The organism is Nonomuraea sp. NPDC049709, assembly GCF_040674815.1.
Taxonomy (GTDB): domain Bacteria; phylum Actinomycetota; class Actinomycetes; order Streptosporangiales; family Streptosporangiaceae; genus Nonomuraea.
In genome coordinates, this window is record NZ_JBFANM010000112.1 from 17,258 (window position 1) to 31,933 (window position 14,676).

The window sequence follows — 14,676 nt, forward strand, 5'->3', positions numbered from 1 at the left end:
AGGCCGGATTCTCGGTCCGGCCCGCCAACCGGCCCGTTGCTCGGTCTGGCCGCCGCGGGCCGGACTCGCGGTCAGCCGGCCGCGGAGCTTCGCGGCCGGGTCGCTTCCGGGTCACGTCAGGCGGCCTCCGGTCGGCGGGTGTCGGTGCCGAACAGCTCGGCGAAGCGGCCGGTGAACAGGTCGGCGCCCTTGTACTCGGAGACCGTCTCTCCCGACAGGACGATCGGTCCGTCGGGGGAGGGCAGCTGGCCGACGCCGCCCTCGGGGCCGAGCGGGAGCAGTACGAAGGGCACCTCGGACGGCCGGTAGACGCTGGTGGGCTGCTCGTTCCGGACCTGGGCGAGGATGTTGGCGGCGACCACCTCCGCGTGGCTCATCGCGTTGCCCGCCATCTTCGCCTCGGGCAGGTCGGTGATGTCGCCGATCGCGTAGACGTGGTCGAAGCCGTGGACGTTCAGCCGGTCGCCCACGCGGACCAAGCCCTCCGGTGTGCGGGCGGTGACCAGGTCCGCGCCGAGGTAGCCGGTGTGGACGGTGACGCCGTGGGCGCGGAACCAGATGTCGGCGGAGATCTCCTCGCCGGTGGACGGCCCGGTGGACGGCCCGGTGATGCGCCCGGTGGAGGGCCTGGTGGACGGCCCGGTGAGGGGCCCGGTGAGGGGTACGGTGAACGGCTCGGCTCTGCCGGGCTCGACCGGGGGCTGCGCGCCCAGGGCCGTTCCCAGCCGCAGGTCCACCCCGAGCGCGTCGAGCTGCCGGCGCAGGTCTTCGCGCAGTTGCGGGGCGAAGCGGGGGAGGAGCTCGGGGGCCGGGTCGACGACGGTGACGTGCTTGTCCGGCCACACCGCCTTGATCTCCCCGGCCAGCTCCAGCCCGACCGGCCCCGCGCCGGTGATCAGGACGCGGGTGGCGGCCGCGAGCCCGGCGTGCAGGGTCAGCAGCCGCTCGCGCGCCTGCCCTGACCGGTCGGTGTCGAACTTGAACGGGAAGGGGTAGCCGGAGCCGGTCGCCAGCACCAGGTAGTCGGCGTCGAGCCGCTCGCCGGAGCCCAGGAGCACGCCGCCGGCGTCGACCGAGATCGCCCGCTCCCTGAGGACCCGGCCCCGTTGCAGCAACCGGTCATAGGGGATGAACAGGTTGTCGGCCCACTCCGGCCGCACCAGCGCGCGCAGCGACACCGCGTTCTGGACGAAGGCGTCCTTCGGCTCGACGAGGACGACGTCGGCGTCCTGGTCCAGCGCCTTGGCGGCACTGGCGCCGCCGTACCCGCCGCCGATGATCACAACTTTCCGGCCCATGATGGCTCACTCCTGAGAAATCCATAAATCTCGTTCGGGATACGAACAATATTAGTTCGTCACCCGAACTGCAAGTCCCGGCCGAACAAGAAAAGGGCCCGGGGACGGAAGTCCCCGGGCCCGGTGATCCCGGCTAGCCGGCCGTACGCGTCAGGTCCAGCCGGACCCTGGCGAGCCAGGACCCCCAGCCGTCCTGCGGCCGGCTGTCCCCGATGCGCACGTAGAACGTGCGGGACCCACCGCGCAGCTCGTTGACGTCGAGCGCGCGCGGCGCCCGGTTGGACAGGTCGCGCACGTTCGCGCTCTCCTGCAGCACCGTCCGCCAGCTCTGGTTGTCGGCCGAGACCTGCACCAGGAACTGGTTGCCGAGCTCCAGCGTCAGCGTGCCCCCGGTCACCCCGTCGGGCAGCTCGAACCGGTAGGTGGCGTGGCTGTCGCCGTCGGTGAACCGGGCGCGGCCGTCGTACACCTCGCCGTCGAGCTGCGACCCGTCCTCCTCCAGCAGCCAGGGCTCCTCGGCCGGGGTGCCGGGCGTGAACTCCACGGTGTCGCCGATCACCGTGACCATCACCTGCTCCGCGGCCGCCCCCTGGTCGGAGGTCGCGGCGAGCCGTACCGGACGGCTGCCGGGATCCGCCGTCGCCGTCGCCGTCACCTGGAAGGACAGGGTCCGGGACGCGCCCGGCGCGACGGGCCCGAAGTCCGCGGCCGCCGGCTGGACGGTCCAGCCCTCCGGCGCGGTCGCGGTCAGCCGCCCCGTGGCGGGCCGGGTGGCGTGGTTGGACACGGTCACCGGCAGCGTCACGGTCGCGCCCGGCGTGGCCAGGACCCCGGCGGCCTCGACGACCAGCGGTGAGGTCTCGGGCGGCGCGGAGGCCAGCAGTTCGGCCTCCGCGAGCGACGTCCCGCCGGTGAACGTGATCCGGTAGTGGGCGTACGCACCCGGCTTGGCGATCTTGAACGGCCGCGTCTGCTGCCGCCACGCGAAGCTCTCGCCGGACCGCTCGTCGAGCACCTTCCACGAGACGCCGTCGGCGGAGCCCTCCAGGACCCAGCCGGTCGGGTCCTCGGCCGGCTGGCCGGCTGCGGAGGTGAGCGTGTAGAAGCGCGCCTGGCGGTCGCCGTCGAAGGAGTACCGGACCCACTCGGGCAGCGTCGCCCGGGTGGCCGAGTTGTCGTCGAACAGCGCGCTCACGTCGGCGCCGCCGGCCGCCGACGCCGTGCCGCGGCCCGGCCCCGTGGCGTCGCGCAGCGGCGCGGGCACGCGGTCGTCACCGGTGATCGAGGGCGGCGCCGCGTTCCTGCCGGTGCCCCAGCGGGACGGCTTCGGCCCCATCTCGAACACCAGCTCGCCGCCCTTGGCGATCAGGTCGTGCGGCAGGTACGTCCGGTCGTACGACCTGCCGTTGACCTTCAGCCCCTGCACGTAGACGTCGCGCGCGCTGTTGCCCGGCGCCTTGACCACCAGCTTCCGGCCGCCCTCCAGGTGCACCGTGGCCTTCTTGAACAGCGGCGAGCCGATGGCGTAGTACGGGCTGCCCATCTGCAGCGGGTAGAAGCCCAGCGCGCCGAAGACCTGCCAGGCCGACATCTCCCCGTTGTCCTCGTCGCCCGGGTAGCCCTGGCCGATCTCGCTGCCCAGGTACAGCCGCGAGAGCGCCTCGCGCACCTTGGCCTGGGTCTTCCACGGCTGCCCGGCGTAGTCGTACATGTAGGGGATGTGGTGGGAGGGCTGGTTGCTGTGCCCGTACTGGCCCATCCGCACGTCCCGGGCCTCGCGCATCTCGTGGATGATCCCGCTGTACGAGCCGGGGAACAGCGCCGTCTCCGGCTCGGCGAAGAACGCGTCCAGCTTGGCCGCCAGCTGGTCCGCGCCGCCGTACAGGTTGGCCAGGCCGCGGCCGTCCTGCGGGACGTGGAAGGCCATGTTCCAGCCGTTGGTCTCGGTGTAGTCGAAGCCCCAGGCCCGCGGGTCGTAGGCGCCCGGCTTGCGGCGGAAGGAGCCGTCGGCGTTCCTGCCCTGGAAGAAGCGCACGGCCGGGTCGAACAGGTGCACGTAGTTCTGGGCCCGGTTCCGGAAATATTCGTACTCCTCCAGGTAGCGGGCCCGCTGCGCCCCGGTGGAGCGCTCGGCCAGCGCCTTGGCCATGTTCGCGATCCCGAAGTCGTTGATGTAGCCGTCCATGGCCCACGACATGGCCTCGCCCGTGGACTGGACGGCGGTGTACCCGAGGAAGGCGGAGGTGGCCAGGCCCTTGCGCCCGACATGGCGGGTCGGCGGGGCCACGGTGGCGTTCCTGACCGCCGCCTGGTACGCGGTCGCGGCGTCGAAACCCGTCACCCCCTTCAGGTACGCGTCGGCGAAGGCCACGTCGGAGCTGGTGCCGACCATCAGATCGGCGTAGCCCGGCGAGGACCACCGCGCGATCCAGCCGCCGTCCTCGTACTGCTGGACGAACCCGTCCACCATCTCCCCGGCCGTACCCGGCGTGAGCAGCGCGTACGCCGGCCACGTCGTGCGGTAGGTGTCCCAGAACCCGTTGTTGACGTACACCTTCCCGTCCGCCACCCGCGGGGCCGGCACGGTGCTCGTGGCCGACTGCACGGCGTGCCGGTACACCGGCGCGTCCGCCGTGCCGGTGTTCTCGAAGCCGGAGTTGGGATACAGGAACAGCCGGTAGAGGTTGGAGTACAGCGTGACGAGCTGGTCCCGGCTCGCGCCCTCGACCTCGATGATGCCCAGCTTGGCGTCCCACGCCCGCCGCGCCCGCTCGCTGACCGTCTCCAGCGTGTCCGAGGCGGCGAGCTCCAGCTCCAGGTTCCGCCTGGCCTGCTCCACGCTGATCAGCGAGGACGCGATGCGCATGGTGACCGTGCGCGCCTGGCCGGCGTCGAAGGCCAGGTAGCCGAGCACGTTGTCCCGGCCCTGCCCGGTCAGCTTGCCGCCGCCGGTGACCGGGCGGTCGAAGACGGCGTAGTAGAACATCCGGGTGGCCCCGGTGGACAGGTCGCTGCGCACGTCGGAGTGGCCGGTCACGACGCCGCCCGAGACGTCCAGGGTCAGGCCGCCGTTGTTGTCGACGTTGTCGAAGATCAGCTTGGCCGAGGAGCCGGGGAAGGTGAAGCGGGCCATCGCCGCGTGGTCGGTCGGCGCGATCTCGGTCTTGAGCCCGCTGTCGAACGTGACCGCGTACAGGTGCGGCCTGGCCACCTCCCGCTCGTGGCGGAAGGCCAGCGCCCGGGCGGTACGCGATGGGTCGGGCACCCCCTCGGCCGCCGAGGGCATGAACTGGAACGTCTGCCGGTCGCCCATCCACGGGCTCGGCTCGTGACTGGCGGTGAAGGCCTGGATCTCCGGCAGGTTGGCCGCGTTGTTGGCCCGGTGGTACTCGTAGAGCCAGCTGATCGAGCCGGCGTCGGTCATCGGCGTCCAGAAGTTGAACCCGTGCGGCACCGCGGTGGCCGGGAAGTTGTTGCCCCGCGAGAACCCGCCCGTGGAGTGCGTCCCCCGGGTGGTCACCGCATACTGCGAGGGCCCGGCCCGCCGGTCGTCGCGTCCCTCGTACGGCTGCCGCTTCCGCTCCGAGACGATCCTGATGTCGTCCACCCAGCCCCGGAACCCGGCCGCCCCGCCAGGGAAGTCGTAGGCCACCAGGACGCGGCTGATCCGCTTGCCTCTGGCCACCTCCCCGATCCGGGCCAGCTTGTGGTTCCACTGGTCGGCGTACAGGGTCTTGGACGCGCCCTGCTCGCGCGGCGCCAGCCGGACGCCGTGCTGGTCGACGGCCCGCAGGTCGCTGAGGTAGGTGCCGTCGCGGAAGGCCAGGTCCACCGCGACGTACGTGCTGGGGTAGCGCAGGTCGGCCGCGGTGAACTCGGGGAAGACCACGTACGACAGCTCGGTCGTGGACGTGACCGGGATGTCCACCTCGAACACCTTGTTGGTGGAGTGACCGCCGTCCGCCGAGGTGGTGCTGCCGGCGTACTGGAAGGCCCGCAGCCCGGAGAAGCCGGCCCGCGGCTTGGAGACGAACCCGCCGGTCGGCCCCGTGCCCACCTGGCTGCGCATGTCGCTGGGCGGCCTGGGACCGGTCCGGCCGTCGGACAGCTCCCACTCGGCCAGCTGCAGGGTCGAGCCGCCGCCGATCCGGGTGACGTTCAGCCGGTAGTGGGCGTAGGCGGTGGTGCCGGCGAAGCGGTACTCCTTGCGCTGCAGGCGGGCCGTGAACGTCTCGTCCGTGCGGGTGTCCAGCGTGGTCCAGCTCTGCCCGTCCGGCGAGCCCTGGAGCTGCCAGTCGCGCGGGTCGCGCTCGGGCGCGTCGTTGGCGGAGGTCAGCGCGTAGTGCACGACCGCCACGGGTTCGGACAGGGTGTACTGGGCCCAGCCCGTGGCGGTGAACACCAGCCACTTGGTGTTCACGTCGGTGTCGGCCAGGTTCTCCTTCACCTCGCCCGAGGCCGCGTACTCGCCGCTGGCGCCCACCTGGACGATCCGGTCCGCGATGCTGCCCTCGATGCCGCCGGGCAGCGTCCCGGTGGTGTTGGAGGCTCGCTCGGCCGTGTTGACCCAGGTCGGCTGCGGGTCGCCCGGCTCGAAGGAGGAGGCGAAGGCCGCGCCCTCATCCCTGGCCAGCGCCTGCCCGTCCCGCGCCGCTCGTTGCACATCAGCCGCGGGCGCCGGCGGCTCGGCCGCTCCGGGGTCGGGCGGCGGGCTGTAGGACGGGCCGGGGGCCGGAGTGCCCGACGGGCCGGGATTGGGGATGGGGTCCGGGCCGGTCCCCGAGGTCAGGGCCGCGGTCGCGGGGGCGGCGAGGAGGAGGGTGAGTGCGGCGGACAAGAGCGCCATGAGGAGGGGGCGCCGGGGAGGGTGCTTCATCCGGGGGGCACCTTTCACGAGAAATCATGACAGCGTTGTCAACCCCCGATCTGTAAAGGAAGTTTTCAAATCAGCGGTGCCGTGTCAAGAGCCCGCCTCCCCGGAGGCGGAGGGGCAGGCCGTGGAGCAGGTGATCCGTGGCGGGCCCTACTCCGATACGTTGTGGCATATGCCGACTGCCCCGCTGAAAACCCCCCAAGTCGCGCAGCCGGAACCGTCCAGGCTCGCGTGGCTGGACGCGTTACGCGGCGTCGGCGCCCTCGCCGTCGTGGGCGAGCACCTGACGACCTGGGCCATGCCCTGGCTGCGGCCCACCGCGATCAACCTCGGCATCTACGGCGTGCTGGTGTTCTTCCTGGTCAGCGGGTACATCATCCCGACCTCCCTGGAACGCCACGGCGACCTGCGGGCCTTCTGGATCGGCCGGCTCTTCCGCCTCTACCCGCTCTACCTCGCGGTCATCGCCCTGGTCCTCGCGCTGTCCTGGTGGATCCCGATCCGGCCGGAGGTGGCCAGGGACCCGTCGTCCGTGGCCGCCCACGTGACGATGATGATGGACGCGGTCGGTGCGGCCGGGGTGCTGAACACCATGTGGACGCTGTCGTACGAGATGGTCTTCTACCTGCTGGCCGCCGCGCTGTTCGTGGCCGGGGTGCGCGACCGCCGCGGCGTGCTGCCGGTCGTGTTCGCGGTGCTCGGCTCCGTCGCCGGGCTGGCGCTGACCGGGGCGCCGCTGACGGGCGGGTGGCTGGCCTGGTTGTCGGCCGGGGCGTTCGTCGTCGGGCTGGCCTGCGTGGTCTCCGGCCGGGGGCGTACGGCGGCGGCCGGCGCGCTGGGCGTGATGGCGCTGGTCCTGGTGCTGCTGGGCAGCCGCGTCCCCTGGTTCGGGGCGGCGATCCTGGCCGTCATGTTCGCCGGCACGGCGATCCGCCGATGGGAGCGCGGCGAGGGGCCGCTCTGGCCGGTGGCCGTCGCCGCCTCGCTGGTGGCCGCGACGCCGCTCTGGGCGGCCAACGCCGGCTGGTGGTGGGTGCGGCCGGACGTGTGGAGCCTCACCATCCTGCTCGCGGCCGTCACCTTCGCCGCCGCCATGGCCTGGCGGGCCCGGCGGGTGCCCGCCCTCCTCGCCTGGCTCGGCGCCATCAGCTACTCCCTCTACCTGGTGCACCTGCCGATCCTGCTGGTGATCATGCAGGTGGCGGGGGAGATGCGCTGGTCGCCGCCGCCCCTGCAGATCGGCGTCGGCGTCCTCTTCCTCGCCCTGCTCCTGCCGGCGAGCTGGCTGAGCCACCGGTTCCTGGAGCGGCCGATGCAGCTCGTCGGCCGCCGGCTGGCCCGCAGGCCACCCGGCGTCCTCGCCTGAACGCCGAGGCGACGCCGAGACGACCCTAGGCGGCCTCTTCCGCGACACCGTGTCCGCCGCCCCGCCGGTCGACCTACGCCGACGAGCCCGCCGGCCGGCCCGCACGCGCGGGCGGCCGTCAGTCCTCGTCGGCGGGAAGCGTGAACATCCGGACGTAGACCGGGCGTGAGCCGGGCGGGGCGTCGTCGGCGGGGTGGCCGTACTTCATGAGCAGGGCGATGTACGCCTCGTAGAACTCGTTCAGCTCCTCCTTGGTCATGCGGGCGAGCCCCCTGGACCCTCTCGCCCACGCCGGGTCGGCGCGGAAGGCGGCCGGGAAGCGCTCGAACAGGACCCGGTCCTCCTCGTACCCGATCCGGTGGAACTCCTCCAGGGCCGGCCGGTCCTCCGGCGCCAGCTCGTCCGGGGTGGGCAGCCGCATGTCACGGGGGAGTGTGGCCCGCCGCCACCAGCGCTCGCGGCCCGTGGAGCGCTCGGGGATCTCCTCGATGAAGCCGTACTTCTCCAGCTGGCGCAGGTGGTAGCTGGTGGTGCCGGTCTTCGCCCCGAGCAACTCGCCGAGGGTGGTGGAGGTGGCCGGGCCGTGCAGGTTGAGGTGGGTGAGCATGCGGCGGCGCATGGGGTGGGCCAGGGCCTTGAGCCTGTCGGGGTCGTTCAGCAGGAACGGCTCGTCGTCCTTCATGAGGAGCAGGCTAGTCCTCCAGAACGATATCTGCAGACAAGCCTTTGCCGAGAGTTCTCTGCAGACTAGTGTCGGCAGCATGCGAATGATGATTCTCGCGGGCCTGATCGCCGTGCTGTCGGCGCTCACGCCCTTAAGTGCTGCCGCGACCACTCGAAGCGTCCCGCTTCCCGAAGGGCTCACGGCGACCGAGGTGAGCTTCCGCGGCGGCGGCGGGCTCGAACTGCACGGCAGCGTGATCAGCCCGGCGTCCGCGACGGGCGGGCGCCCCGGGATGGTGCTCGTGCACGGAGCCGGTACCGGGACGCCACGGGAGAAGCTGATGGGGGAGGCCGTCGCCTTCGCTCGCGAGGGGCTCTCCGTGCTGATCTACGACAAGCGCTCGGAGGGCTACTCGCTGTTCAAGAGGTCGTACGCGAGCCTCGCCGAAGACGCGCTGGGCGCGATCCGGACGCTCCGGCAGCAGCCGGGGGTGGACCCGGCCAAGATCGGCATCTGGGGGCTCAGCGAGGGCGGCTGGGTGGCGCCGATCGCGGCGTCCCGCTCGGCGGACATCGCGTTCATGATCATCGTGGGCGCCAACGCGCTGCCACCGCTGCGGCAGCAGACCTGGGCGGTGGCGGCGGGGCTGCGCAAGGCCGGCGTGGGCGGCTCGCTCGTCGACCGGGCGGAGCCCAACCTGTACCGGGTGATCGCCGACGGGGGGATGTTCCCCGAGCCGAACTTCGACCCGCGGCCGATCATCGCGGGCGTGCGCCAGCCCGTGCTGGCGATCTGGGGCGTCAACGACCTGCTTACCCCGCCCAGGGAGAGCCCGCCGATCTTCGCGCAGGCCCTTGAGTCCGGGGGGAACCGGCAGTACACGTTCCAGTTCTTCGCCGACGCCGACCACGCCGCGCACCGCACCCCCGACGGCGGGGTGACGCGGCTGCCCGACCTGGCCCCCGGCTACGCGGAGCTCGTGGGCAGCTGGGTGGGCGAGGCGACCTCCGGCCGGGCGCCCGTGGCCAAGATTTCCGGGCCCACGCCGGTCCAGGCCAGTGACACCGTGGACGTGCCGCCGGTGTCGTGGTGGGAGTCGGCGGCGGCGCAGCTCGCGGTCCTGGCGCTGATCCTGGCCGGGTTCGTCGGCTATCCGGTGGTGGCCCTGGTGCGGCGGGTGCGGCGAAGGGAAGGCCCGCCCGTGGTCAAGGCGGCCCGGCTCGTCAGCGCCGCCGGTCTCGCCGCGCTCGCCGGCGGGTTCGGGTACCTGTTCTACGTGATCATGACCGGTGGGAAGCTGTCCGTCCCCGGGCCGCTGCTGGGCGACCGGCCGGTGGTCTGGCTGGTGCTCCAAGGGCTCGCGGTCGTGGCCGTCGTGGCGACCGTGCTGACCGCGGCGCGGTGGCGGCGGGTGGCCGAGCGCGGGGAACGCGTACGGCTCGGGCTCCTGCTCGCCGCCGGGGTAGCGTTCGTCCCGTGGGCGTTCTACTGGGGCCTGCTGGTCCCGTGAGCCCCTCCCCGCAGCTCCCTGGTGGCCGATCGGTAGGCCCCGGCGACGCGGGCGAACATGTCCAGCAGCAGCGGCACCTGCTCCGGCGCGTAGTGCGCGCTGATCTCGTCCAGGTGCCGCCGGGACGACTCGCAGGCGGCGTCGTAGTCGTCGAGGCCGCCCTCGACCAGTTCCACGGTGACCGAGCGCCGGTCGCGCTCGCCGCGCACCCGGCGCACGTAGCCCACCCTCTCCAGCCGGTCGATCAGCCTGGTCGTCGAGGCGGACGGCAGCCCGAGCTCCTCGGAGATCGCCCCCACGGCGAGCGGCCCCCGCGTCTCCAGCAGGATGGCGGCGGCGACGTCGACCGGTTGCAGGCCGAGCCGGTCGGCGACCGCCTCGTTGTGCAGCAGGACCGCGACCAGGAACTCGCGGAAGACAGTCTCGGGGTGTTTGTCGGCCACCTTTCCAATCTAGTCCTCCGGATCAGAGATTCTCCGCTTCGGAGAGGGCGGCTCGTCTCCCGCCGATGAAACTTTCACCGCCTGCCTGCAACTCCAGCCGTCTCCGCACATGCGGGCCGACCTGGCCGGATGCCGATCCGGCGGCGCGCGCCCGGCGGCAACGCCTTCCGCCGCCGGTCCCCCTGTGCTTCACTTCAGCTGCCTTCCCGGGAAAGCGCTTACCGATCCTCGTCGAACGGAGCTGACGTGCGCAGAAGAACAAGTCCCGGCATCAGGCTGGCGATCGCGACGGCCGCCGGCCTGCTGCTGACCGGCGGGCTGGCGGCGCTGGCCACCACACCCGCCTCGGCCGCTCCATCCAACGGCAACTACACGCTGGTCAACGCCGGCAGCGGCCTGTGCGCGACCGTACCCGGGCAGAGCACCGGAGACGGTGTCCAGCTCGTTCAGGCCGCCTGCGCCGGCTCGGCCGGACAGGTCTTCACGCTGACGGCCGCGGGCAGCGCCTACCAGGTCAAGGCCCAGCACAGCGGCAAGTGCGCCGGCGTACGGGACGCCTCGACCAGCGCCGGCAAGGCGGTCCAGCAGGAGTCGTGCACCTCGGCCGCCTCGCAGAGCTGGCAGCTCACCGCCTCCGGCTCGAACTACCGGGTGGTCAACGCCAACGGCGGCAAGTGCCTCAACGTCAAGGACAACTCCACCACGGCCAACGCCCTGCTCCAGCAGAACTCCTGCGACTCGGCGGCCACCAAGCAGTGGACGCTGCGGCCCGCGGGCGGCGGCACCCCCGGCCCCGACCCGACCCCCACCCCGACCGTGACCCCCACCAGCGGCGGCGGTAACGGCAGTGGCCCGTGGCCGTCGGACACAGGCAGCGTGCACACCACGAGCACGCGGAACCTCGGCTCGTTCTTCGACGGCGGCATGAAGCGCTACTACGGCATCGGCGACGGCGGCCAGAGCGAGAGCCAGGACCCGATGTTCGTGGTGCCGAACGGCGGGACGATCCAGAACGTCATCCTCGACGCGCCGGCCGGCGACGGCATCCACTGCGAGGGCTCCTGCACCATCCGCAACGTCTGGTGGAACGACGTCGGCGAGGACGCCGCCACGTTCAAGAGCTCCAGCTCGTCGGCCACGTACCTGGTGGACGGCGGCGGCGCCAGGTCCGGCTCGGACAAGGTCTTCCAGCACAACGGGGCCGGCACGCTGACCATCAAGAACTTCCAGGTGCACAGCTCCGGCAAGCTGTACCGGGCCTGCGGCAACTGCTCCACCTCCTACCAGCGCCACGTGGTGATGGACGGCGTCACCGCCCGCTCCACCAGCGTGCTGGCCGGGATCAACTCCAACTGGGGCGACACCGCGCGCTTCAGCCGGATCACCGTGTACGGCAGCGCCACCATCTGCGAGAGGTACAAGGGCGTGCCCAAGGGCGGCGAGCCGGAGAAGCTCGGCTCCGGCCCCGACGGCGTGCACTGCCTGTACTCGGCGTCCGACATCACCTACCGGTAACGGCCCCGGGGCGGGCGCCGGCACTCCGCCCGCCCCGGCAGGGCCTCACCCGAAGTCGATCCGCATGACCACCCGCCGGGCGGTGGGGCGGCTGACCTCCGTGAACCCGGCTTCCTCGAAGACCTGCCGGGCGCCCACGTGCAACTCGCCCCAGATGATCTCCTTGCCCGGCTCGGTGATCATCGCATAGGCCTCCAGCGCCCGGGCGCCGCGTTCGCGGGCGAAGCCGATCGTGGCCCGGGCGAGGAGGTAGGTCAGGCCGCGACCGCGGTGGGCCTTCCGGATCACGAAGCAGGTCACCGCCCAGACGTCGCCGTCGTTCTTGTCCTCCTGGCGGCCGGTCCACGGGACACGGGAGGTGCGCAGCTTGGGGTACGCCGTCCGCGGCTCGACCGCGACCCACCCGGCCGGCTCGCCGTCGACGTAGGCCACCAGCCCGCTGGTGGACGGGGCGTCCGGGTCGCCGCAGGCGGTCTGGGCCCGGAGCATCGCGGTACGTTCCTCCAGCGTGGAGTCGCGCCAGATCCAGCCGACGACCTTGAACCGCTGGCACCGGCACCGTTTCGCCTCCCCGGCGTCGAAGATCGCGGCGAGGTCCTCCCATGGCGCCTCGTTGGCGGGGACGATGGTCAACCGGCCGGGCTGGATCGGCTCCACCGTCGAGGATGGGTGAATCATGGCTGCATGTTAGGGTCCGTTCCGGACGTTCTGCTTCCGGAATGCGGTGATGTCGTGCTGCCCGACCTGAGTCCCACGGCCCGGGCGCTGCTGGCCCTCGAGCTGGTCCAGGCCGGCCCGGGCATCACCGCGGACCGGCTCGCCGCCAAACTCGGCGTCTCGGAGCGGGCCGCGCGGCGTTACGTCGAGATCCTGCGCGAGGCCGGCATCCCGATCGAGTCGACCCGGGGCCCCTACGGCGGCTATCGCCTCGGGCGCGGGCTGCGGCTGCCGCCCCTGATGTTCACCGCCGCCGAGGCGCTCGGGCTGGTCATGGCCGTGCTCGACGGCCACCACGACGCCGGCGATCCCTCCGGCCCGGTCGGCGGCGCGCTCGGCAAGATCGTACGCGCGCTGCCGGAGTCGGTGGCCGCCCAGGCCGAGGCCGTCCGCCGGACCACCGCGCCCGCCCCCGACCGCGGCGCCGCGCGGCCCGACCCCGAGACCACGACCGCTCTGGTGCAGGCCTGCGCCAACCACCGGCGGGTGCGGCTCGGCTACCGCTCCGAGGCCGGGCGGGAGCGGGTCGTGGAGGTCGACCCGTGGGCGGTCGTCGTACGCCACGGGCGGTGGTACCTGCTGTGCCGGTCGCACACCGCCGGCGCCCGGCGGGCCTACCGGATCGACCGGGTCCGGGGCGTGGAGATGCTCGACGTCCCCTTCAGCCCGCCGGCCGGCCTCGACCCGGTCGCCGAGCTGGAGGAGCATCTCGCCGTCGGCTGGGAGTACGACGCCGAGGTCGTCATCGACGCCCCCGCCGGCGTCGTGGCGGACCACCTGCCCCGTGCCCTGGGGCGGGTCGAACCGCTCGGCCCCGGCACCAGCCGCCTGGTCGGCAGCACCAGCAACCCGGCGTGGTACGCCGGGCAGCTCGTGGCGATCCCGGCCCCGTACCGGATCGTGCGCTGCCCCGAGCTGCGCCAGGCCGCGAGCGTCCTCGGGCGGCGGCTGCTGGACGCCGGCGCGGACGGCCGGCCCGAGTCGTGACCACGGCTGCCGGGCGCCGCCGCTGACGGCGGGCCCGAGGCGTGGTCAGTTGAGCTCGCAGGCCGTCTCGGTGTCGCCCGCGTCGGACAGGCACCGGTCGGTGCCCGCGGCCCCGTCCAGCCTGTCGTTGCCCGCCACCCCGTCCGTCGCGCTCAGCACGTCGTCGCCGCCCAGGCCGCGTACGACGTCGGAGCCGCCGCCCGCCCGGAACTCGTTGCCCGAGCCGTTCCCCGTGAGGTTGTCGGAGCCCGAGCCGGCGAACACGTTCTCCACGTCGGTCCGCAGGTTGTCCCCCTCGCCGGCGGAGCCGTCGTCGGCCACCCCGTCGAGCGTGATGGTCAGCGCGGCCGTCCGGGTGACGTAGACGGCGGTGTCCACGCCCGGCCCGCCGGCGAAGTCCTCGGCGCCGTCGACCGGGAGGTCGGCCTGCAGGCGGTCGTCGCCGCCGTTGCCGGCCACCCGATCGTTGCCCGCGCCGGGGAAGAACTGGTCGGTCCCGCTCCCGCCGGTCAGCAGGTCGTCGCCCGCGTCGCCGTGCTGGTGGGTGCTGACGGCGGAGTTGTTGGTGACCTGGTCGTCGAGGTCGCCGGCGAAGACCCGGACGAGGAAGATGCCGTCGCACCGCACCGAGTTCGGGGTGAGGGACACGCAGCCGCCGCCGCTCGGGCGGACCACGTCGGCCGTGTCGCTGACGAACACCTGTCCCACGGCGTTCGTGGTGATCGTGATGTTGTTCGCCTTGCCCGCCGCCGCCGAGACGCCGAGGTTGCCGGCCGTCGAGCTGACCAGCGTGTCCGCGTGGGACGGCAACGAGAGCGCCACCTGTACCGACGCCAGGGCCAGGGTCAGCCCGAGGATCGTGATGATCTTGCGCATGGTTCCATCCGCCTTTCTGGAATGGGACCCAGTAGGGCAGCGGGGCATGAGGCGGAGACAGGTAGAAATACGCGGTGCGCGAGTGCCGGACGGCATTGCGCCGAGGTCACGACGGCGCGCGGCCTCGGTTGCGCAAGGATTGCGCAACGCGCGGGCGGTCACGGGGCGCGGGGTTCGGAGGGCGCGGCGGGGCCAGAGGGGCGCGGCGGGATCAGAGGGCGCGGGCGCGGACGTCCTTCAGCGCGCTGCTTACGAACGCGTCGTCGCCGGAGGCGGCCAGGTAGAAGCCGTCGCGGCAGGCGCTGCCCGCGATGGTGTGGCGCGGGTCGACGACGGGCGTGCCGCTGGGCCGGCTGCTGCGCCCACCACTGCGCCCACCACTGGGCCCACCACAGGGCCCACCGCTGGGCCCACCGCTGGGCCCACC

At 72.7% G+C, this 14,676-nt stretch carries 11 protein-coding genes; 4 read left to right on the forward strand and 7 right to left on the reverse strand.

Annotated features, from left to right (window positions below):
• Positions 1–116: 116 nt before the first annotated feature.
• Both AB0J69_RS55920 and AB0J69_RS55925 read right to left on the reverse strand, forming a co-directional pair.
• Entirely contained in the window at positions 117–1,298 is a 1,182-nt protein-coding gene (locus tag AB0J69_RS55920) for an FAD-dependent oxidoreductase (RefSeq protein ID WP_364136391.1), read from the reverse strand.
• Positions 1,299–1,431: 133 nt separating this feature from the next.
• Positions 1,432–6,174 (reverse strand): GH92 family glycosyl hydrolase, encoded by a 4,743-nt coding sequence (locus AB0J69_RS55925; protein ID WP_364136393.1) that lies wholly within the window; start codon positions 6,172–6,174, stop codon positions 1,432–1,434.
• Between the two features lie 169 nt (positions 6,175–6,343).
• Here AB0J69_RS55925 and AB0J69_RS55930 point away from each other — a divergent pair, with 169 nt between their 5' ends.
• Positions 6,344–7,537 carry an acyltransferase gene (locus AB0J69_RS55930; RefSeq protein WP_364136395.1) on the forward strand — a complete coding sequence of 398 codons (1,194 nt, stop codon included), beginning with the start codon at positions 6,344–6,346 and terminating at the stop codon, positions 7,535–7,537.
• Between the two features lie 118 nt (positions 7,538–7,655).
• Here AB0J69_RS55930 and AB0J69_RS55935 read toward each other — a convergent pair whose 3' ends face one another.
• On the reverse strand, positions 7,656–8,219 hold the full coding sequence (locus AB0J69_RS55935) for a helix-turn-helix domain-containing protein (RefSeq protein ID WP_364136397.1): 564 nt from the start codon (positions 8,217–8,219) through the stop codon (positions 7,656–7,658).
• 79 nt (positions 8,220–8,298) lie between these two features.
• Here AB0J69_RS55935 and AB0J69_RS55940 point away from each other — a divergent pair, with 79 nt between their 5' ends.
• A complete protein-coding gene (locus AB0J69_RS55940) occupies positions 8,299–9,711 on the forward strand; it encodes a prolyl oligopeptidase family serine peptidase (protein ID WP_364136399.1) in 1,413 nt (470 codons plus the stop codon).
• On the opposite strand, the gene AB0J69_RS55945 is transcribed toward AB0J69_RS55940, so the two are convergent.
• Complete coding sequence (locus AB0J69_RS55945; RefSeq protein ID WP_364136401.1) at positions 9,687–10,154, reverse strand: MarR family transcriptional regulator; 468 nt, start codon at positions 10,152–10,154, stop codon at positions 9,687–9,689. The two genes, AB0J69_RS55940 and AB0J69_RS55945, sit on opposite strands and share 25 nt — an antisense overlap.
• A 246-nt stretch (positions 10,155–10,400) precedes the next feature.
• Between AB0J69_RS55945 and AB0J69_RS55950 the strand changes: the two genes are divergently transcribed.
• Entirely contained in the window at positions 10,401–11,669 is a 1,269-nt protein-coding gene (locus AB0J69_RS55950; RefSeq protein ID WP_364136403.1) for a pectate lyase, read from the forward strand.
• Between the two features lie 45 nt (positions 11,670–11,714).
• On the opposite strand, the gene AB0J69_RS55955 is transcribed toward AB0J69_RS55950, so the two are convergent.
• A complete protein-coding gene (locus tag AB0J69_RS55955) occupies positions 11,715–12,347 on the reverse strand; it encodes a GNAT family N-acetyltransferase (protein WP_364136405.1) in 633 nt (210 codons plus the stop codon).
• 54 nt (positions 12,348–12,401) lie between these two features.
• On the opposite strand from AB0J69_RS55955, the gene AB0J69_RS55960 reads away from it, so the two are divergent.
• Positions 12,402–13,373: a WYL domain-containing protein gene (locus AB0J69_RS55960; RefSeq protein ID WP_364136407.1), complete on the forward strand. Its 972-nt coding sequence runs from the start codon at positions 12,402–12,404 to the stop codon at positions 13,371–13,373.
• 45 nt (positions 13,374–13,418) lie between these two features.
• Here the strand turns inward: AB0J69_RS55960 and AB0J69_RS55965 are convergent, their stop codons facing one another.
• Both AB0J69_RS55965 and AB0J69_RS55970 read right to left on the reverse strand, forming a co-directional pair.
• Positions 13,419–14,249, reverse strand: coding sequence for a hypothetical protein (locus AB0J69_RS55965; RefSeq protein ID WP_364136409.1), 831 nt, complete (start codon positions 14,247–14,249; stop codon positions 13,419–13,421).
• Between the two features lie 211 nt (positions 14,250–14,460).
• Positions 14,461–14,676 (reverse strand): hypothetical protein (locus AB0J69_RS55970; protein ID WP_364136411.1); only part of this gene is annotated, 216 nt, incomplete at its 5' end.